21 protein-coding genes are annotated in these 18,296 nt (G+C 65.3%); 10 read left to right on the forward strand and 11 right to left on the reverse strand.

Annotated features, from left to right (window positions below):
• The first annotated feature begins 196 nt into the window (after positions 1 to 196).
• The gene (locus ABZX86_RS40005; protein ID WP_355131660.1) at positions 197 to 1,018 is read left to right on the forward strand and encodes a DUF1524 domain-containing protein; all 822 of its coding nucleotides are present in this window, start codon (positions 197 to 199) and stop codon (positions 1,016 to 1,018) included.
• 1 nt (position 1,019) lies between these two features.
• Here the strand turns inward: ABZX86_RS40005 and ABZX86_RS40010 are convergent, their stop codons facing one another.
• Positions 1,020 to 1,469: an SRPBCC domain-containing protein gene (locus tag ABZX86_RS40010; protein ID WP_355131662.1), complete on the reverse strand. Its 450-nt coding sequence runs from the start codon at positions 1,467 to 1,469 to the stop codon at positions 1,020 to 1,022.
• 54 nt (positions 1,470 to 1,523) lie between these two features.
• Here ABZX86_RS40010 and ABZX86_RS40015 point away from each other — a divergent pair, with 54 nt between their 5' ends.
• Positions 1,524 to 2,054 (forward strand): NUDIX domain-containing protein, encoded by a 531-nt coding sequence (locus ABZX86_RS40015; RefSeq protein WP_355131664.1) that lies wholly within the window; start codon positions 1,524 to 1,526, stop codon positions 2,052 to 2,054.
• On the opposite strand, the gene ABZX86_RS40020 is transcribed toward ABZX86_RS40015, so the two are convergent.
• The gene (locus tag ABZX86_RS40020) at positions 2,051 to 3,193 is read right to left on the reverse strand and encodes a serine hydrolase domain-containing protein (RefSeq protein ID WP_355131666.1); all 1,143 of its coding nucleotides are present in this window, start codon (positions 3,191 to 3,193) and stop codon (positions 2,051 to 2,053) included. The two genes, ABZX86_RS40015 and ABZX86_RS40020, sit on opposite strands and share 4 nt — an antisense overlap.
• Before the next feature lie 150 nt (positions 3,194 to 3,343).
• A complete protein-coding gene (locus ABZX86_RS40025; RefSeq protein WP_355131668.1) occupies positions 3,344 to 4,750 on the reverse strand; it encodes an MFS transporter in 1,407 nt (468 codons plus the stop codon).
• 103 nt (positions 4,751 to 4,853) lie between these two features.
• Here ABZX86_RS40025 and ABZX86_RS40030 point away from each other — a divergent pair, with 103 nt between their 5' ends.
• Positions 4,854 to 5,333 (forward strand): helix-turn-helix domain-containing protein, encoded by a 480-nt coding sequence (locus tag ABZX86_RS40030; protein WP_355131670.1) that lies wholly within the window; start codon positions 4,854 to 4,856, stop codon positions 5,331 to 5,333.
• Between the two features lie 83 nt (positions 5,334 to 5,416).
• Here ABZX86_RS40030 and ABZX86_RS40035 read toward each other — a convergent pair whose 3' ends face one another.
• A complete protein-coding gene (locus ABZX86_RS40035) occupies positions 5,417 to 6,523 on the reverse strand; it encodes a winged helix DNA-binding domain-containing protein (RefSeq protein WP_355131697.1) in 1,107 nt (368 codons plus the stop codon).
• 220 nt (positions 6,524 to 6,743) lie between these two features.
• Here ABZX86_RS40035 and ABZX86_RS40040 point away from each other — a divergent pair, with 220 nt between their 5' ends.
• Entirely contained in the window at positions 6,744 to 7,013 is a 270-nt protein-coding gene (locus tag ABZX86_RS40040) for a hypothetical protein (RefSeq protein ID WP_355131672.1), read from the forward strand.
• 80 nt (positions 7,014 to 7,093) lie between these two features.
• On the opposite strand, the gene ABZX86_RS40045 is transcribed toward ABZX86_RS40040, so the two are convergent.
• Positions 7,094 to 8,260 (reverse strand): thiolase family protein, encoded by a 1,167-nt coding sequence (locus ABZX86_RS40045; RefSeq protein WP_355131674.1) that lies wholly within the window; start codon positions 8,258 to 8,260, stop codon positions 7,094 to 7,096.
• Positions 8,261 to 8,410: 150 nt separating this feature from the next.
• Between ABZX86_RS40045 and ABZX86_RS40050 the strand changes: the two genes are divergently transcribed.
• The gene (locus tag ABZX86_RS40050; protein ID WP_355131676.1) at positions 8,411 to 9,133 is read left to right on the forward strand and encodes a YoaK family protein; all 723 of its coding nucleotides are present in this window, start codon (positions 8,411 to 8,413) and stop codon (positions 9,131 to 9,133) included.
• 70 nt (positions 9,134 to 9,203) lie between these two features.
• On the forward strand, positions 9,204 to 9,803 hold the full coding sequence (locus ABZX86_RS40055; protein WP_327139484.1) for a DUF308 domain-containing protein: 600 nt from the start codon (positions 9,204 to 9,206) through the stop codon (positions 9,801 to 9,803).
• Positions 9,804 to 9,872: 69 nt separating this feature from the next.
• Here the strand turns inward: ABZX86_RS40055 and ABZX86_RS40060 are convergent, their stop codons facing one another.
• The 5 genes from ABZX86_RS40060 to ABZX86_RS40080 form a co-directional block, all read right to left on the reverse strand.
• Positions 9,873 to 10,751 (reverse strand): phosphoribulokinase, encoded by an 879-nt coding sequence (locus ABZX86_RS40060; RefSeq protein WP_297616995.1) that lies wholly within the window; start codon positions 10,749 to 10,751, stop codon positions 9,873 to 9,875.
• A 40-nt stretch (positions 10,752 to 10,791) separates the two neighbouring features.
• On the reverse strand, positions 10,792 to 11,868 hold the full coding sequence (locus ABZX86_RS40065) for a class 1 fructose-bisphosphatase (RefSeq protein WP_355131679.1): 1,077 nt from the start codon (positions 11,866 to 11,868) through the stop codon (positions 10,792 to 10,794).
• 16 nt (positions 11,869 to 11,884) lie between these two features.
• Positions 11,885 to 12,835, reverse strand: a complete 951-nt coding sequence (locus ABZX86_RS40070; protein WP_355131681.1) for an AAA family ATPase — start codon at positions 12,833 to 12,835, stop codon at positions 11,885 to 11,887.
• A 118-nt stretch (positions 12,836 to 12,953) separates the two neighbouring features.
• A complete protein-coding gene (locus ABZX86_RS40075) occupies positions 12,954 to 13,376 on the reverse strand; it encodes a ribulose bisphosphate carboxylase small subunit (RefSeq protein ID WP_355131683.1) in 423 nt (140 codons plus the stop codon).
• Positions 13,377 to 13,408: 32 nt separating this feature from the next.
• Complete coding sequence (locus tag ABZX86_RS40080; RefSeq protein ID WP_355131685.1) at positions 13,409 to 14,866, reverse strand: form I ribulose bisphosphate carboxylase large subunit; 1,458 nt, start codon at positions 14,864 to 14,866, stop codon at positions 13,409 to 13,411.
• Positions 14,867 to 14,990: 124 nt separating this feature from the next.
• On the opposite strand from ABZX86_RS40080, the gene ABZX86_RS40085 reads away from it, so the two are divergent.
• From ABZX86_RS40085 to ABZX86_RS40095, 3 genes are all read left to right on the forward strand, one after another.
• Positions 14,991 to 15,866 carry a LysR family transcriptional regulator gene (locus ABZX86_RS40085; RefSeq protein ID WP_355131687.1) on the forward strand — a complete coding sequence of 292 codons (876 nt, stop codon included), beginning with the start codon at positions 14,991 to 14,993 and terminating at the stop codon, positions 15,864 to 15,866.
• Between the two features lie 123 nt (positions 15,867 to 15,989).
• A complete protein-coding gene (locus ABZX86_RS40090) occupies positions 15,990 to 16,409 on the forward strand; it encodes a DUF1707 domain-containing protein (protein WP_355131689.1) in 420 nt (139 codons plus the stop codon).
• A gap of 33 nt (positions 16,410 to 16,442) precedes the next feature.
• Positions 16,443 to 17,111, forward strand: coding sequence for a peroxiredoxin (locus ABZX86_RS40095; protein ID WP_355131691.1), 669 nt, complete (start codon positions 16,443 to 16,445; stop codon positions 17,109 to 17,111).
• On the opposite strand, the gene ABZX86_RS40100 is transcribed toward ABZX86_RS40095, so the two are convergent.
• On the reverse strand, positions 17,034 to 17,444 hold the full coding sequence (locus tag ABZX86_RS40100) for a helix-turn-helix domain-containing protein (RefSeq protein ID WP_355131693.1): 411 nt from the start codon (positions 17,442 to 17,444) through the stop codon (positions 17,034 to 17,036). The genes ABZX86_RS40095 and ABZX86_RS40100 overlap by 78 nt on opposite strands.
• A 72-nt stretch (positions 17,445 to 17,516) precedes the next feature.
• Here ABZX86_RS40100 and ABZX86_RS40105 point away from each other — a divergent pair, with 72 nt between their 5' ends.
• Entirely contained in the window at positions 17,517 to 18,104 is a 588-nt protein-coding gene (locus tag ABZX86_RS40105; protein WP_355131695.1) for a hypothetical protein, read from the forward strand.
• Positions 18,105 to 18,296 lie beyond the last annotated feature (192 nt).

Here is an 18,296-nt window from a genome sequence, read left to right on the forward strand (position 1 = left end):
CCCTCTGCGCGGGCCGTCAACCTCCCCCCCTTTTTTTTCCCCCCTGGGGCGCCCGCGGCCCCCCCCCCCCCCGCCACTGTCGTTCGCGGGCCTGTGACACCGGTCTCCGAACACGCCGTGCGACTTGCTGTTTCGGGCGCCGGATTGGCACGGTGTTCCGGACATGTTGCAGAAAAAGCCATCGCGCCTCCGGAAGTTGTTGCTGCCCCTCGCTATTGCCGGGCTACTACTGGTCACCGTCATCGCCCTGGTGCTGACGAACAGACCGGGCCCCAGGACTCCGCCCACCGATGAGGTGATGCAGGCGCGGTCGCTGCTGGAGCGCCTCCCGGTCCAGAACCGTGCTCCCAAAACGGATTACAACCGCGAGCAGTTCGGCCTGGCCTGGAGCGACGATGTCGCCGTCGCGGGTGGTCACAATGGGTGCGACACCCGCAATGACATCCTGCAGCGGGATCTGCGGACCCCGGCGGTGGATCCCAAGGAGAAATGCAAGGTCGTCTCCGGCACCCTGGCCGATGTCTACACCGGCAAGACCATCGTCTTCACGCAGGGCCGCGACACCAGCTCCGCCGTCCAGATCGATCACATTGTGGCACTGAGCAATGCCTGGATGACCGGCGCTCAGCAACTCTCCCCCGAACAGCGCCGCAACCTCGCCAACGACCCGCGCAACCTCCAGGCCGTCGACGGCCCGACCAACCAGGGCAAGGGCGATTCCGATGCCGCGGAATGGCTCCCGCCCCGCAAGGACTACCAGTGCACCTACGTCGCCCGCCAGATCCAAGTGAAGACCGTCTACAGCCTCTGGATAACCCGCCCCGAGCACGACGCCATGGCAAAAGTGCTCTCCGCCTGCGGCGCAACCACTCCCGCCGCCCCGGCGACCAGCACCGTCACGGTCTATTTCAAAACCTGTGACGAGGTGCGAGCCGCCGGAAAGGCCCCGCTACGCCGCAACGATCCGGGTTACCGACTCCAACTGGACGGCAACGGCGACGGCGTAGCCTGCGAATAAGCTAGTCGCGCACCGCGTTCAGGGATTCGGCACGCTTCTTGAGTCCGTCGGTCATCCCGCCGAATCCCTTGCGCATGGCGCCGCCGAACAATCCGCCGACGAGCGGGTTCAGGGGGCCCGCGATATAGAAGTGCGATTCGTACAGGGTGCGACCGTCCTCCAGCGGAGTCAGGATGTGCTGGCGCTGACTGCGCAGCAGGCCCGGTACCGGCTTCATCCGGTAGCTGAATTCCTTGCCCGGGGTGTGCGAGTAGATGAATTCCCGCTGCTTGCGCGGGTTCTTCCCGCCCAAGCGCACCTGCATGTCGATGGGGGTGCCGGGTTCGAGGGTGGTCTGGCAGGACGGAACGAAGGGGTTCCACTCGCCGTATTTGTCCACGTCGGTGAGCACCTGCCAAACCAGCTCGGCGGGTGCGTCGATCTCCACGCTGTTGTCGATCACGAAGGCCATGGGGGAACAATACTGAAACACGTTCCGGTTGCGGACTCCGGCTACGGTCGAGGCATGACGCTTGCCGATCGGTATCCGCTGCTGCACACGCCTGCCCGGTGGGAATGGGGCGGGCTGGACGTCCAGTTCTCGACCGAATTGCCGGCGGATGAGTTGGTGACCAATATTCATGTCATCTGTTTTGTCGGGGATCGGATCGTGCTGTGCCGGGACGATCGGGATGTGTGGATAGTGCCGGGTGGCACGCGCGAGGCGTCGGAGTCGGTGCTGGAGTGCGTCATCCGGGAGCTGCGCGAAGAGGCCGGGGCCGAACTGGCCGGCCCGATGCGGTGGATCGGCGCGCACCATGCCGTGACCGACCGCCCCGCGCCGTACCGGCCCTGGCAGCCGCACCCTCGCAAAGCCTGGCTCTGGTGCACCGCCGATGTCGTTCTCACCGGCTCCCCTACCAATCCTGATGACGCGGAACAGATTCTGGAGGTCCGCGCCCTCCCGCTGGCTGAGGCTGTCGACCTCGCGGCGACGGACGGTGCGCATATGCCCGAACTCCTCACCCTCGCCGCCGAGCTCCACCGCCGCACCTAGGGGCAGAGGGCGTGGCTCAGCAGGGCCATGGAGTCCGGCGCCGGGTCGGGAGATGACGTCATTGCGATCGTCACGGCGCGGCCTTCCCGGGTGCCTCCGGTAATGGTGACATAGCCGGCTACACCGCCGGTATGGCCGAAGTACTGTGCGCCGCAGGAGAGTTCGGTGTTTCCGATTCCCAGTCCGTAGTAGAAGGGACCGCCCGGCATCGGCGCGCCCGACAGCATCTCCTTCAGCTGCGGGGCTGCGACGATCTGCCCCGCGAGCAGAGCCAGATAGAAGCGATTGAGGTCGGAGCCGGTGGAGATCAGTGCGCCCGCCGTCCACGGAATGGACGGCTCGGACCGGGTCTCGTCGGTGACGACGCCGTTGACGGTCCCGTATCCGTGCGGGTGCGGGCCACGGAGGCCGGTGTCACCGGTGGCGGGCAGGTAGGTATCGGTCAGCCGGTTGGGTGTGGTGATCCGGCCTGCCAGCTCTTCGGAATACGTCCTGCCGGTGACCTTTTCGATCAGCATGCCCGCGACGATGAAATTGGTGTTGGTGTACTTGAACTGGGCGCCGGGGCTGAACTGGGCGGGGTGACGCAGGGCGAGGGCGATCTCCTGCGGGGGCGTCAGCGTGCGGCCCTGCACTGCGGCGCGGTATTCGTCGGCCTCCGGGTCATCGCTGAATTCCGGTAGGCCACTGCGGTGCTGCAGGATCTCGCGGACGGTGATCACCTTGCCGTCCACGCCATTGCCGGTGAGCAGTCCGGGCAGGTAGGTATCGATTGGCTCGTCCAGGCGGATCTTCCCCTCGGTCACCAACTGCATGATGATCGAGGCGGTGAAGGACTTGGAGATGCTGCCGATCCGGACTTCCTGCGGCGGCGACATGGGAATCGGTGCGGCGGTGGCGCGATCGGCGACACCGGAGGTGAGTGTCACCGTCTGACCGTTCTCGGTGAGGGTGGCGATCACCCCCGGGACACCCGATCGCACGATGGCGTCGATATCGGCGCGCACCTGGTCGACCCGATGCGCGGACACCGCGACAGGCGTACTCGTCACGGCTTTGGGTGAGTTGTCGGTGTTCACGGAGGAACATCCCGCCACCGCAAGCAAGGCCAGCACTGTCACCGTCGGCGCAATTCGCATGTATCGACCGTATGTAGACCCGGGCCCGCCGACTATCGGGACAACCCCTGAGTCCAGCCCTGAGAATCCTGGTGCCAACCCCCGCCCACAGTCTGATGCGCGCCGGTGCCGGTGTCCCACAGCGGGACACCGGCACCGGCGCGATGCCGACTACTCGGCGGGGGCGGCAGCAGGCCGCGGCAGCCTGGCCGCCAGCCCGATCACACCGGCCGCCACCGATGCCCCGGCAATGACGTACCAGCCGTGCTGGAATGCCGTGAGCGTCGCGGCCGGCCCGACCGGCGTGCCGAGCACCGCGACCAGAATCGCGACGCCGACAGCCAATCCGATCTGCTTTGCCATGCTCAGCACCGCCGATCCGGTGGCGAAGCGCTGCGGCGGCAACCCGGCGGTGCCTGCCGCGAAACTGGTCGGCATGGTGAGGCCGACGCCGAGTCCGGTCAGCAGCATGCCGCCCAGCAGACCGCCGGCGTAGTTCGGCTCCAGCGTGATACTCGCTGTCCACCAGAGGATTCCGGCCGCGAAGAATATGCCGCCGAGCGCGATCACCGGCCCCGCGCCCAACTTGGCGATGACCCGTCCGGCCAGCACCGCGACGAACGGTACGACCAGCGGACCGGGTGCGATGGCCAGACCGGTCTGGAGCGCCGACCACCCCCACACGTTCTGCGCCCACAGCACCACCGAGAGCAGCATGCCCGCGAACGCGATATTGAACAGCAGCGAATTGGCCAGCATGAGAGCGAAATTCGGCAATTTCAGCAGTGCCGGATCGACCACCGGGCTGTGATGACGGCGCGAGGACCACACGAAGGCGATCGCGAAGCACACCGCGGCAGCGAACGCGCCGATCACGCGGGCGGAGCTCCAGCCCCAATCCTCGCCCTTCACCAGCGCCAGGATGAATGTCGCGACCGAGCCCACGAGCATGAGCGCGCCGAAGCCGTCCGGCAGGCTGCCGCCGTCGCCGCTCGGATCGGGCAGTAGCCGCAAGCCGATCACCAGCGCGATCAAGCCGATCGGCACATTCACCAGAAACACCCAGCGCCAATCGATTTCGACGAGCAGACCGCCGAATACCGGTCCCAGCGCCGCACCGAGCCCACCGAACGCGACCCACAGTCGCACCGCCACGGCCCGCCGCTCCGGCGGCGTCGCCGCCAGCACCAGCCCCAGTGAAGCCGGGATCAGCATGGCCCCGCCCACCGCCTGGAGCACGCGAAATGCCACCAGCGCACCCACATCCCACGACACCGCGCACAGCGCCGATCCGAGAATGAAGACCGCGAGCCCGATCAGGAAGGTGCGGCGGTTTCCGCTGCGATCACCCAGTCGCCCCGCGGGCACCAGCAGCGCCGCGAACACGATCGCGTACGCATTGAGCACCCACGACAGCCCGGAGATCTTCGATCCGGTGAAGTCCGCCGCAATATCCGGCAGCGCCACATTCACGATGAACAGATCCAGGCTCGACAGCAGCACGCCGACGGCGACAATGCCGAGCACCACCCGCGAGTCGACGGCTCGCTGCTCCTTCTCCACCACAACGCTGTTCACGAGCTCTCCCTCATCAGCCGACCACCCACACGATTAGTGAGTTGCATCATGAGACGGACGATAGAGCAGTGAGTTCTATGAAGCAACCGACTATGCTCGGATCATGCGCCGTACGAGCTTCGAGGACATGAACTGCTCCATCGCCCAGTGCCTGGAGGCCGTGGGCGAATGGTGGACGCTCCTGATCATCCGAGACGCGCTATTCGGCATCACCCGCTTCGACGACTTCCGCTCGCGCCTGGGCATCGCCCGGAACGTGCTCACCCAGCGCCTGGAATACCTTGTGGCCCAAGGAATCATGGACAGAGTGCCCTACCAGGACAACCCGGTCCGCTACGACTACAAGCTCACCGAAAAGGGCCGCTCACTCTGGACGGTGGTCAATGCCATGCGCCAGTGGGGCGACACCTGGGCCGCCCCCGACGGCCCGCCGATCGAGGCCGTGCACAAGGCGTGCGGCCACACCATGACGGTGCAGCCGGTGTGCTCGGACTGCGGCGAGCAGCTGCACGGCCGCGATATTCAGCCGATCCTGGGGCCGGGGGCCCGGTCTGCGGATCTGCTGCCGACCAGGGCCGAGTAGTCGGCGAATGCGATGTTTTCGTGCACTGTTGCCGAACATCCGGCGCGGGTAGCCCGCTCAGCGCCAGTGCACGAAAAACCGAGTCAGCCGCGAACTGTCAGGGCAGACATCCCAGTAGCCCTCGCGACATGCGCGGCCTCGGCCTCGAGTGCGCGTAGCGGTGGTGGCATGCCGTCGAACATGGTTACGACCAGCTCATCGCCGACGATCTCCCAGGTCCCCGCGATCCGGCCGTCGACCAGCACGAGCGGCGAGATCCAACCGGCCGCGCGGCTGACCTTGGCGCGATGCGCGGCGGACAGCAGTGCGTTGTCCCCGGTCCCCGGACCGAGCACGTATTGATCGAACGAACCCAGCAGCCGCACCGAGTGCGCGGGCGCGGTGGCCGTCAGATCTTCGACGTGCTCGGTGAGTACATATCCGGTCCGGCCTTCGACGTCGACTTCGGTCAAGCGGTCGCCCAACTCCGAGAACAACCGCCGCAGTACGGTTTTCCGCAGACTGCCGCGAGACAGCCAGGCATCGAAGGCTTCCGGCGTCGCCGGTCCGTAGGCGCCGAGATACGCGGTGATCAGTACGGGCGCGGCCGCATCAGGATCAGGAAGGCCCGTCCACTTGGGAATCAGATGTGCCGGACTGGAGAACGTCACCGTACTTCCATCCACCGGTCCATGACACAGCGCGCCCTGCCAGGCGAGCGGCTTGAGCACCGCACCCCATCCGGATCGCAACTGCTCCGCGAGCGGATGAAACCGCGGCTCGGCCACAATCGCCGACACCAGCTCGTCCCGAGTCAGCACCGCCCCGCCGAGTATCTCCCCCACCGCCTCGACCAGTGCGGCGACATCCTCCGGCGTAGCACCGAAAGTCTTTGCCCACGAGGGCTTCTCCCACGTCCGAGCCGACCCCATCAGCGATAGCGCCGCAGCCGCGATATCCGGCGTCAACGCATGCAGCGTGCCCCGCATAGCCCACGTCTTGACCAGCTTCCGCTCGCCCAGCGCCCGGACCACCGCCCCCGGGGTGCCCGCCGCACTGCGCAGAGCCACAGCGGTCTCCGCCGCCGACGTCACCTGCGCCTGCACGCCCGCCAACCGCGCCGCCACCTCGACGGCATCCGAAGCACCCGGAGCATCGACGAACTGCCGCCCCATCCGCCAGGCGAACACCTGATCCCACGAAACCCGCACAACCAAGCCCGCAACCGCCTTCCGTCGTTCTCGCGTTGCTATCACGCCAGAACTCCGGCCTGCAACCTGCGCCACGCCGGGCGGGTGACGAGAAGTCGGCGGTGCTCGGGATGCACACCGTGACGAGAGTTGTCGCTACCGAGCGGGCGGGGTTCGTGGCATAGTCGAAGGCGCAGGGTCGAAAGACGTTGGGGCCTTGCGAATTTCGGGAGGGAATTCTATGAGCAATCGTCTGATTTCGGCTGTCCGGGGTGTGAGCCGACCGATGATCGCGGCCGTCGGTCTTGCGGCCGTTGTCTTGGCGGCGCCTGCGGCCGCTTCGGCGGCGGTCCCCGAGCAGGCTGCCGTTCATATCGTCAAGGCCACCTATCCATCGCAACCTTGTGGTCCGTCCAACGATCAGGAACAGATTTTGTCTCCCGACGGGCAGAGCTGGATTTGCATCGACAACGGTGGCGCCGGATGGCAGTGGTTTCCGACCGGCGGTTAGAGATCGCGGGCGGGTGACGCTGTAGCGCCTGCCTGCGTGCGCCGCAGGGATATTCTTGCGGCGCACGGGATCCGGATTCGTCAGAGGCGTTCGATGATGGTGGCGTTGGCGAGGCCGCCGGCTTCGCACATGGTCATGAGGCCGTAACGGCCGCCGGTCTGCTCGAGGTGGTTGAGCATGGTGGCGAGGATGCGGCCGCCGGAGGCGCCGAGCGGGTGGCCGAGGGCGATGGCGCCGCCGCGGGGGTTGAGTTTGGTGAGGTCGGCGCCGAGTTCGTGTGCCCAGACCAGCGGGACCGGGGCGAAGGCCTCGTTGACCTCGTAGGCATCGATATCGTCGATGGTCAACCCGGCGCGGGCGAGGACCTTGCGGGTGGCGGGGATGACGGCCGTCAGCATGAGCAGCGGGTCGTCGCCGACGACCGAGAAGGAGTGGAAGCGGGCGCGGGCCTTCAGGCCGAGCTGTGCGGCCTTCTCCTCACTCATGATCAGCGCCGCGGACGCGCCGTCGCTCAGCGGTGAGGAGTTGCCGGGCGTGATCGACCAGTCGATTTCGGGGAAGCGCGCCTTGAACTCGGCATCCGCGAACGCGGGCTTCAACCCGGCCAGGCCTTCGACGCTGGTGGTGGGTCGAATGGTCTCGTCGGCGGTCAGCATTCCGGCGGGGACGATTTCATTGTCGAAACCACCGGATGCGGCTGTCGCAGCGGCCAACTGGTGCGAGCGGGCCGCGAATTCGTCGAGTGCGGCGCGGTCGAACTTCCAGCGCGCGGCGATCACCTCGGCCGCAATGCCTTGCTGCACAAGACCATCGGGGTAGCGGTGCGCGATGGGCCCGCGATTGGCGTCCTTGCCCTGCGCATTGGAGAACATCGGTACCCGGGACATGGATTCCACGCCGCAGGCGATGGCGATGTCATAGGCCCCGGCAATGACGCCCTGGGCGGCGAAGTGCGCGGCCTGCTGTGAGGATCCGCACTGCCGGTCCACGGTAGTGGCGGGGACCGCATCGGGAAAACCTGCCGCGAGCACTGCGGTTCGCGAAATATTGAATGCCTGCTCGCCGCTCTGCGTGACACAACCGCCGATCACATCGTCGACGAGCGCGGGGTCGAGGCCGGTGCGGGCGATGAGCGCTTCCAGCACCCCGGAGAGCAGCGTGGCGGGATGTACTTCCGACAGTCCACCACCGGATTTCCCCTTACCGGAGGGAGTGCGGACGACGTCTACGATGACGGCGGAGGTCATGGCTTCTCCTTCTTCGTGCCTGCCCAACCGGATGTGAATTCCGGTTAACATCAGTACTGTACCGCAGCCGCCGGATGGTGATCCCCTGGGCGATCGGGGGCTCGACTTCACCTCCCTCGACAGCCGCTGTTCGATTGCTAGCCTGTTGCCATGACCCCCACCGAGGATGTCTTGCCCGGCCCCTTCTGGGATCTGGAGATGCGCCTGTCCTCGGTTCTGTCGATCCTGGCCGGATATATCGGCGCGGCTGCCTATACCCATTCCGCCGGATACTTCGTCACCTTCATGACCGGCAATACCGAGCGCGCGGTCATCGGTAATTTCTCCGGTGATCACACCCTCGCCAAGGGTGCCGCGATGCTCATCGTCTCCTTCCTGCTGGGTGTGTTCGTGGCTTCACTGTGCCGCCGTTTCTGGTGGCGCAATCATCCGCACGGTGCGACGATGCTGACCACTTTCGCACTGCTCTGCGCGGCGGTCACCGACGATATTGTGGGCGATCGCGGAATCGGCCTGCTGCAGATCCTGTTCGTGGCCTTCGGTATGGGCGCACTGAATACCTCGTTCGTGAAGAACGGTGAGGTGTCGATTCCGGTCAGTTACGTGACCGGAACCCTGGTCAAATTCGCGCAGGGCCTGGAGCGGCACGTCGCCGGCGGCGGGACGGTGCGCGACTGGCTCGGCTATGCGGTGCAGTACGTCTCGTTCGCGATCGGTGCGCTCATCGGCGGCCTGGTCAGCTTGGTTGTCGACGGATCGAACATGCTCGACGCCGCGCTCGCGGGATCGGCAATCGTCGCGGCTTATACGTGGTGGGTCGATCCGCGCTGGGTGCACCACAAGCCGAAACGCCGAGGCGACGGCGTGGCGTAACCATCACAACCCGGCACCACACCGGGCAAATACACCGCAAATCGCCCGAACTGGGCATATTCTCTCGAGCATGACAACCAAAGAGGAAGTTTCCGAAGGGCCGGTCCACGCTCTGGCCCGAAGTGCGTGGCAGTCGATCCTGGTGACCGGCCTCCTCTCGGTGGTGCTGGGTATCATCATCCTCGCCTGGCCCGGTAAGACAATTCTTGTCGCGGGCGTACTTTTCGGCATCTATCTTGTTGTATCCGGCTTCTTCCAGCTCATTGCCGCATTCGCCGTTCACCTCAGCGCGGGAATGCGGATTCTGAGTTTCATCACCGCCATTCTGACGCTCGTCCTGGGTTTCCTGTGCTTCCACAATTGGCGGGACCAGGGTGAAGCGACAGCGGTTCTGCTGCTGGCCATTTGGATCGGCATCAGCTGGATCTTCCGCGGTGTGAGCACACTGATCACCGGGCTGTCGCTCGACGGCATGCCCGGCCGCGGCTGGGCGATCTTCTTCGGCATCGTGCTGGTCATCGGTGGTGGCTGGCTGATCGCGGCGCCGTTCCACTCCATCGTCGCACTGACGCTGGTGGCAGGCTGGTGGTTGATCTTCATCGGAATCTTCGAAGTCATCTCCGCCTTCCAGGTGAAGAGCGGCGCGGGCAGGCTTCCGAGCGCTTTCTGAGTTCCGCCTCCCTTTCCGGCGGCCGTCCCTACGGGGCGGCCGCCGGTTCTTTGTCTCCGGAAATCATTGTCAGCGCAGTCGTTTGGGCCGCTTGTCCATCAGGCGAAGAATCAGCGGCGTGAAGATCAGCTGCATGGCCAGATCCATCTTCCCGCCCGGCACCACCACGCTGTTGGGCCGCGACATGAACGAGTCGTGCAGCATGGACAGCAAATACGGGAAGTCGATCACCTTCGGATCGGCGAAGCGGATCACCACGAAACTCTCGTCCGCGGTCGGAATGCTGCGGGTGGTGAACGGGTTGGAGGTGTCCACCGTCGGCACCCGCTGGAAGTTCACATAGGTCCGGGAGAACTGCGGGCAAATGTGGTTCACATAGTCGGGCATGCGGCGCAGGATGGTGTCGATGATCGCCTCGCTGGAGTAGCCGCGTTCGGTCTTGTCCCGGTGCACCTTCTGAATCCACTCCAGATTGATGATGGGCACCACACCGACCAGCAGATCGGTGTACTGGCCGACATCGATGCCCTCGGTGACGGCCGCACCGTGCAATCCCTCGTAGAACAGCAGGTCACTGCCCGGCGGCAGCTCCTCCCACGGTGTGAATGTCCCCGGCGGCTGCCCATAGGGTTTGGCTTCGGCATCGTCGTGCAGATACCGGCGCACCGGCCCGACTCCGGTCTCCCCGTAGTCACGGAAGAGCGTTTCGAGCTCACCGAGCAGGTTCGCCTCCGGCCCGAAGTGCGAGAACTGCGAATTATTGGTCTGCTCCGCCTCCGCCATGGCCAGCTGCATGGCATTGCGGTCGAACCGGTGGAACGAATCCCCTTCCACGATGGCCGCATTGATGCCCTCGCGGCGGAATATCTCCTGAAAGGTCCGCGTGACGCTGGTCGTCCCCGCACCGGAAGATCCGGTGATCGCGACGACGGGATGTTTGACCGACATGGCACCTCCTCGATTGCCGGACAGCGGATTTCGCGCCGGATCAGCGCCCTGCCGAGCGGAACAGCGAGCGACTGCCGAACAGTGAGGCGTCGAAAATGGGACCCTCGTCCGGTTCGGTGTGATAGCGCTCGATGCGCTCGACCTCGTTGCGCGAGCCGAAGATGAACGGGATCCGCTGGTGCAGCTCCCCCGGCTGCACCTGCAGTACCCGTTCGTGTCCGGTGGTGGCGGCCCCGCCGGCCTGTTCGACAATGAAGGCGATCGGGTTGGCGCCGTAGAGCAGTGACACCCGGCCGGGGCGAGCCGGGTGCCGGGTGTCGCGCGGATACATGTAAAGCCCACCGCGAGTGAGGATGTGGAAGGTATCGGCCACCAGGGAGGCCACCCAGCGCATATTGAAATCCCGCCCGCGCGGGCCTTCGACGCCCTGCAGCGCCTCGTGCACATAGCGGCGCACCGGGCGTTCCCAGAACCGCTCATTGGCGGCATTGATCGCGAAACCCGAAGTGTCGTCCGGGATTCGCATGCGCGGATGGGTGAGTACGAAGGCCCCCACCTCCCGATCCAGGGTGAACCCGTCCACTCCGTTCCCGGTGGTGAGCACCAGCATGGTCGCCGGACCGTACAGCGTGAATCCCGCGCACACCTGCTGCACGCCCGGTTGCAGGAAGTCCTCCGCCGCGGCCGCCCGCCCGTCCTCCGGCGCCCGCAGCACACTGAAGATCGTTCCCACCGGCAGGTTCACATCGATATTGCTGGACCCGTCCAGCGGATCGAAGGCCAGCAGATACTTCCCCCGCCGGACCTCCGCGGGCGCGGCATGGAATCCGCTCATCTGCTCGGACACCAGCGCCGACAGCGGCCCACTCCACTGACTTTCCGACACCATGATGTCGTGTGCGATGGCATCCATCCTCCGATGCACCGTCACCGGCAGATTATCGGCGTCATACGAGCCGAGCGAGCCCACGACCGCACCCCGCATCACCTGGTTGGCAATGATTTTGGTGGCCGTGGCCAGCACATTCAGCAGCGCCGAGAACTCCCCGGAGGATCCGGGATGCCGATGCTCCTGCTCGATGGTGTAGCGGGTGAGTGTCTTCATACCTTCGGGCATACGCCTGCTCATTTCCTCACTGGGCTGACACCTCCGCTGTGGGGGCGTCCGCGAACACGCTGCTGCCGTAGACGTCGTTGTCGGTCAGCGTGATCAGATCGGTGCGGCTCAGCGGCCGGTGCAATTCGACGAGGCGTTTGGCCTGGCGCAGGCGGCAGCGTTCGAGGGCATTGCGCACGCTGCGGGCATTGGCGAAGCGGGGGCGGGTCATGCGCAGTTCGAGGTAGCGCGAAAACGCCTGCGTGGCAGCATCATCGAAGGAGAAGTTCTCCTGGGCCACCATGAGTTGGGAGATGGCCAGGAGTTCGTCGTGGGTGTAGTCGGGGAACTCGATGTGATGCGCCACCCGTGAGGACAGGCCCGGATTCGCGGAGAAGAACGTCTCCATGCGGTCCGGATAGCCGGCGAAGATCACCACCATGCTGGTGCGCTCGTTCTCCATCTCCTGCAGCAGGATTTCGATGACCTCCTGCCCGTAGTCGCGCTCGTTCTCGGGCCGGAACAGGTAGTAGGCCTCATCGATGAACAGGACGCCCCCGGCGGCTTTGGCGAGGGCCTCCTTGGTCTTCGGCGCGGTGTGGCCGATGAACTGGCCGACCAGATCGTCGCGGGTGACGGTGTGCACCTTGGGTTTCCGGATATAGCCGAGCGCGTGCAGCATCTCGGCCATGCGCAGGGCCACCGTGGTCTTCCCGGTGCCGGGCCCGCCCGTGAAGCTCATATGCATGGTCGGCCGGGTGGCCTGCAGGCCGAAACGCTCCCGGGCGCGATCGATGAGCAGCAGGGATGCGATCTCCCGCACCCGGCGTTTGACGTTCGCCAATCCCACCAGCTCGGCATCGAGCCTGCTGAGGGTGTCCTCGACATCCTTGCCCGCGACATCGCTGGACAGATCCAGCAGGGCGTCGTCGGCGAGGAGGTCGGCCGCCGTGTCCTCCGGTCCGGGACCGCCGGCCGACCCGGGCACCGGACCGGAGCTCGTGGCCCCGGGCCGATGCATCTGAAACCCGTTCGCCTGGTGTCCGGCTGCAGGTGCGCGGACACCGGGCGCTGCCGGGCGCTGTGTGCTCACTGCCGAAACCCGTTCAGCCGCTGTAGCGTTCGCCGGGGCGAACATCCAGGGCGTACGGATGGAAGCCGTAGCGCTGGGTGCGGTCGACGCCCTCGGTGCGGTCGAGGCGGAATCCGGGCTCGTCCGCCGGGCGCTGCACGAGGAAGCTCAGCGCCGTGGTCTGCCGCCCGTACGTCGCGTCATAGGCGGTGATGCGAATGTAGTGGCGCGGGAACGTCGCCCGGCAGGCATTGATCTCGGCGAGCACGCCGTCGGGCTCATCGAGATCGAACAGCGGCAGGCCCCACATCTCCCAGTACATATTCCGCGGATGCGGATCGTCGGAGTATTCGATGGAGACCGGCCAGTTGTTGAGCAGTGCGTAGCGCACCTGAGCGGCGATATCGGCGTCGGTGAAATCCGGAAGGTGCGAGAAGGTGCCGTGACGCAGATGCATTGCGGTTACCTGTCTTTCGTAAGAGAGGGCGTTCAGCGAGTGGACGTCGGCACGGCATCGGGGGCGTCGGTCGAGGTGTACTCGAAGGTGACGTCACCCCAGGTCTTCAGCGCGACCGCGAGCGGGCGATTGGTCTCGGCGGCACGGCGCAGCACGTCCGGGCCCTCCTTGAGCAGATCGCGACCCTCGTTGCGGGCCTTCACCACCACCTCCAGGGCGACGCGATTGGCCTCCGCGCCCGCGGCGATGCCCATCGGATGTCCGATGGTGCCGCCGCCGAACTGCAGGCACACATCGTCGCCGAACAGGTCCAGCAGCTGGTGCATTTGCCCGGCGTGAATGCCGCCGGAGGCGACCGGCAGGACACCGGGCAGGCTCGCCCAGTCCTGGTCGAAGAAGATGCCATTGCGCGGATTCGCGGGAATGTGGTTGTCGCGCAACGTGTCGTAGAAACCCTTGACGGTGTGCGGGTCACCTTCGAGCTTGCCGATGACGGTGCCCGCGTGCAGATGATCGACGCCGATCAGCCGGCACCATTTCGCCAGCACCCGGAAGCTCACCCCGTGCGTCTTCTGCCGCGTGTAGGTGGAGTGCCCGGCGCGATGCAGGTGCAGCAGCATGCCATTGCGGCGTGCCCACTTCGACATGGACTGCATGGCGGTGTAGCCGACCGTCAGATCCATCATGATGATCACGCTGCCAAGGGATTTGGCGAACTCGGCGCGCTCGTACATATCCTCCATGTCGGCGGCGGTGACATTCAGATAATGCCCCTTCAGCTCGCCGGTATCGGCGATGGCGCGGTTGACGCCCTCCATGGCGAACAGGTAGCGATCACGCCAGCGCATGAACGGCTGCGAGTTGATGTTCTCGTCGTCCTTGGTGAAATCCAGTCCGCCCTTACAGGCTTCGTATACTACGCGACCGTAGTTGCGTGCGGAGAGACCGAGTTTCGGTTTCACCGTGGCGCCGAGCAACGGTCGACCGTATTTATTCAGGTGTTCCCGTTCCATAACGATTCCGTGCGGGGGACCCTGAAAAGTCTTCACGTATGCCACGGGAATCCGCATATCCTCCAGGCGCAATGCCTGCAGCGGTTTGAATCCGAATACATTGCCGATGACCGAGGAGGTCAGATTGGTGATCGAACCCTCCTCGAAGAGGTCGAGATCGTAGGCGACGTAGGCGAAGTACTCCCCCGGCCGGCCCGGCACCTCGTCGACCCGGTAGCACTTGGCTTGATAGCGCTCGTGCGCGGTGAGGCGATCGGTCCAGACGACCGTCCATGTGGCAGTGGAGGATTCGCCCGCCACCGCCGCCGAGGCCTCGATGGGATCGACCCCCGGTTGCGGGGTCACCCGGAACACCGCCAGCACATCGGTGTCCTTGGGCTGATAATCGGGCGCGTAGTATCCCATCGACGCGTAGGTCTGCACGCCGGGATCCCATCTGCCGCGTGCACCGTCTCGATCGTCCACAGATCCGGCCATCATTCCTCCTGCGAACTGGGTTGGGCCACTTGCGATTCCCAGGATGACGGCAGAGTTATCGACAAACAATTCGATTGTTTCTCGTCTCCCTCAACCATTTCGTCGTGTTTGCTACCGTTTGATGATGGGTACTGTGAGCGCGGTCCGCATGGAAACCTTCCTCGCGGTCGCCCGCCACAGCAGCATCCGCCGGGCGGCCGCGCAGTTGCACATCACCGAAGCCGCTGCCTCCGCGGCCGTTTCACACATCGAAAAGCAGTTGGACGCTAAGCTCATAGCCAAATCCGGCCGGGGTATCGCACTCACCGAAGCCGGCCGCGTCTACGCCGATTACTGCCGCAGCATTCTCGGGTTGATGAAGGAGGCCCACGCCGCGGTCCGGGCCGCCGAAACCGGTCGGCTGCGCATCGGGGTGGTCGCCACCGCCGGTGAGTTCGTCCTCCTGCGCCTGATGGCCTCGTTCCGAAACCGCTACCCCGACATCGAATTGGGGTTCTCCATCCAGCCGCGCGATGTGCTCTTTGTCGAATTGACGCACCACGAAACAGATCTCGTGGTGGCGGGTCGCCCACCACGAGAGGCCGGGCTGGTGACACGCGCTCGCAGACCCTCCCAACTGGTGGTCGTCGGCGCACCCGGGCTCTGGCCGGACCCTTCCGAAGCCACCTGGCTCCTGCGCGGCACCGGCTCCGGCACCCGTGACACCACCCTCGCACTCTTCGATCGGCTCCAAATACGGCCGCCGACACTGACTCTCGGCACCCATGGCGCAGCTCTCGCGGCTGCTCGAGAAGGTTTGGGCATCACCCTCATTCACACCGATGCCGTCGAAAACGATCTGGTCGGCCGGCGTCTGGAAGTTCTCCCCATAGACGGAACGCCCCTCAGCCGCCCCTGGCACGTTGTCACCACCCGTACACCGCCGCCCACCGCTCGCCTGTTCCTCTCCCACATCACCGACCCCGGCCGCGTCGGCGACAAAGCGTTCCGCGCCGCGTGAACCGGCCCGGTGCGAGTACGCCTCCGGATGTAGGTCGCTATACGTCCAGGGGCGCAGGCCAACCACCGAAAATCGGCCTACTGTGGTTGACAGCGTCATTGGTTCCCCGGTGAGAAGGTTGATATGACCGATTTCAGCCCTGCGGTATTCGGGCCGCCCGCCGTGCGCGTCGGCACGGCAGAGCGTGAACAAGCGGCCGAGGCACTCGGTAGGCATTTCGCCGCCGGCCGTCTGGACCTCGACGAATACGACGACCGCGTAGGCCGCGCCTACGCCGCCAAAACCACCGACGAACTGACCATCCTGTTCGCCGACCTACCCCAACCGGCACCCGCCCCAACCCCGCCGGTCCCCCGACCCCGCCGCGACCCGCGCCTACTACTCCCCGCAATCGGCCTGGTAGGCGTCCTCGCCTTCGCAACAGCCTTCGTCATAGCAACCCATATCGTCCCCTTCTTCATCTTCCCCCTGCTGTTCTTCGTAGTCCTGCGCGGCCGCCGCTTCGGCCCCCGCAACCACTACGGCCCTCGCAGTATGGGTTGACCTCGCCCTGGGGGCAGGCGCTACGTTTCGTCCGTGAGCATCGGTCAAACACCTGAACCCGCCCCGGAACTGCAGACATTGCCCCCGGACCTGCCGGTACCGGCGGATGACGGTGCGGCAGCGCATCTTCCCGGCCTGCGCATGCCGTCGCTCATTCTCGACAGCACCGATAAGGTGACCATTGATCTCGGAATGATGGTCACCGGCCGGACCGTCGTTTATCTCTATCCGATGACCGGTCGTCCCGATATCGAGCTTCCCGCCGGGTGGAATGCCATACCGGGGGCCCGCGGGTGCACCGCCGAGGCGTGCGACTTTCGTGATCACTACCGGGAGTTGGTAGCCGCGGGCGCACAGCGTGTTTTCGGGCTGTCCAGTCAGGAGTCGACGTATCAGCGTGAAGTTGTCGAACGGCTGCATTTGCCGTTCTCGATGCTGGCCGATCCGGAACTGCATCTGGCAAAGGCGCTTTCGATTCCGACCTTCGACGTCGACGGTGTGTCGCTCTATAAGCGCATGACGCTCATTGTCCACAGCGGGGTGATCGAGCACGTCTTCTACCCGGTTTTTCCGCCTGATCAGCATGCCGAGGAAGTGCTTCGCTGGCTGCGGGAGCACCCGGGGTCAGTTGTCGGCGGTTCCGGAGTGGCGGGCGGCGGTGAAGGCGGGGCTGTGGGTGACCGCCCAGTCGGCCAGGGCTGAGAGGGGGGTGAGGAGGGTTTCACCGAGGGGGGTGAGGCTGTATTCGACTGTGGTTGGGACCGTGGGGAATACGGTGCGGGTGACCAGGCCGTCTTGTTCGAGTGAGCGCAGGGTGCGGGTGAGCATGCGCTGGCTGATGCCCTCGATCGAGCGGTGCAGTTCGTTGAAGCGGTAGGTGCGCCTGCCGAGCAGCGCCAGTATCAGCACACTCCATTTGTCGCCTACCCGCCGCAGCACATCGGTGACCGGGCAGGCCTCGTGTTCGGCGGCCGGTACTCGTGCGGGGAGCTCCGTCGCGACCATCGAGGGCACATTCGTGTGCGTATCGGACATGAAAGTGCCTACTTTCGCAACTGTCAGTCGTTGCCGAGGATCGAGGTACGACCCGAGAGTAGCGGAGGAACAATGTCCAAAACCATTGTCGTCAGCGGAGGTACGGACGGTATGGGCCGTGCGTTCGCCCTGGAGCGGCTGGCGCAGCTCTACTACCTGAGCCGATATCTACTGTCGCAGAGGCTGACTCCGCTACTGGAGCGCAGCGCTACCCCGGTGATCGTGAGCATCGCCGGAGTCGGCGTCACCAAGGGCGCGATCAACTGGGACGACCCCCAACTGACGCATGGCTACAGCGCAATACGCGCCCAGTTGCAGGCCGGTCGCGCCAACGACCTACTGGGTGTCACCTACGACGAAACCGCTGGCAACACAGTGCGATTCGTCCTCTACCACCCCGGATTCACCCGCAGCGGCGACCTCTCCAGCCTGAACGCCGTCACCAGAACTCTCCTTCGAATCCTGGCCCGAATCTCGGCCCAGCCGATCTCCGCGGCAATCCACCCCATCCACGCCTTCGTCGACGCCCCGCCCGCACAGCCCCTCACCGCCCTCGACCGCGGCCATCTCCTCCCCCTCTCGCTACCCACCCTCGATCCGGCGAACGCCCACCGCCTCGCCACCCTCACCGAAACACTTCTCAGCAGAGCCGATACCTGAGCACCGCTCCTCACGTGATTTGTTGTGAGACATCACTCTTAGAGGGTTCCCACAAAGACTCTCACGTAGGTTCGTAGCGGCGTCCGTCTCGAAGAGGGGGAGTGTCGGGATAACGGCGGATCTTGATCTCGGTTCGATCGGCTGAACTTGAGGGTTCGGCAGGAAGGACCGACTGATGTCGGAGACACTCGA

The organism is Nocardia sp. NPDC006630 (genome assembly GCF_040611495.1).
Classification (GTDB): domain Bacteria; phylum Actinomycetota; class Actinomycetes; order Mycobacteriales; family Mycobacteriaceae; genus Nocardia.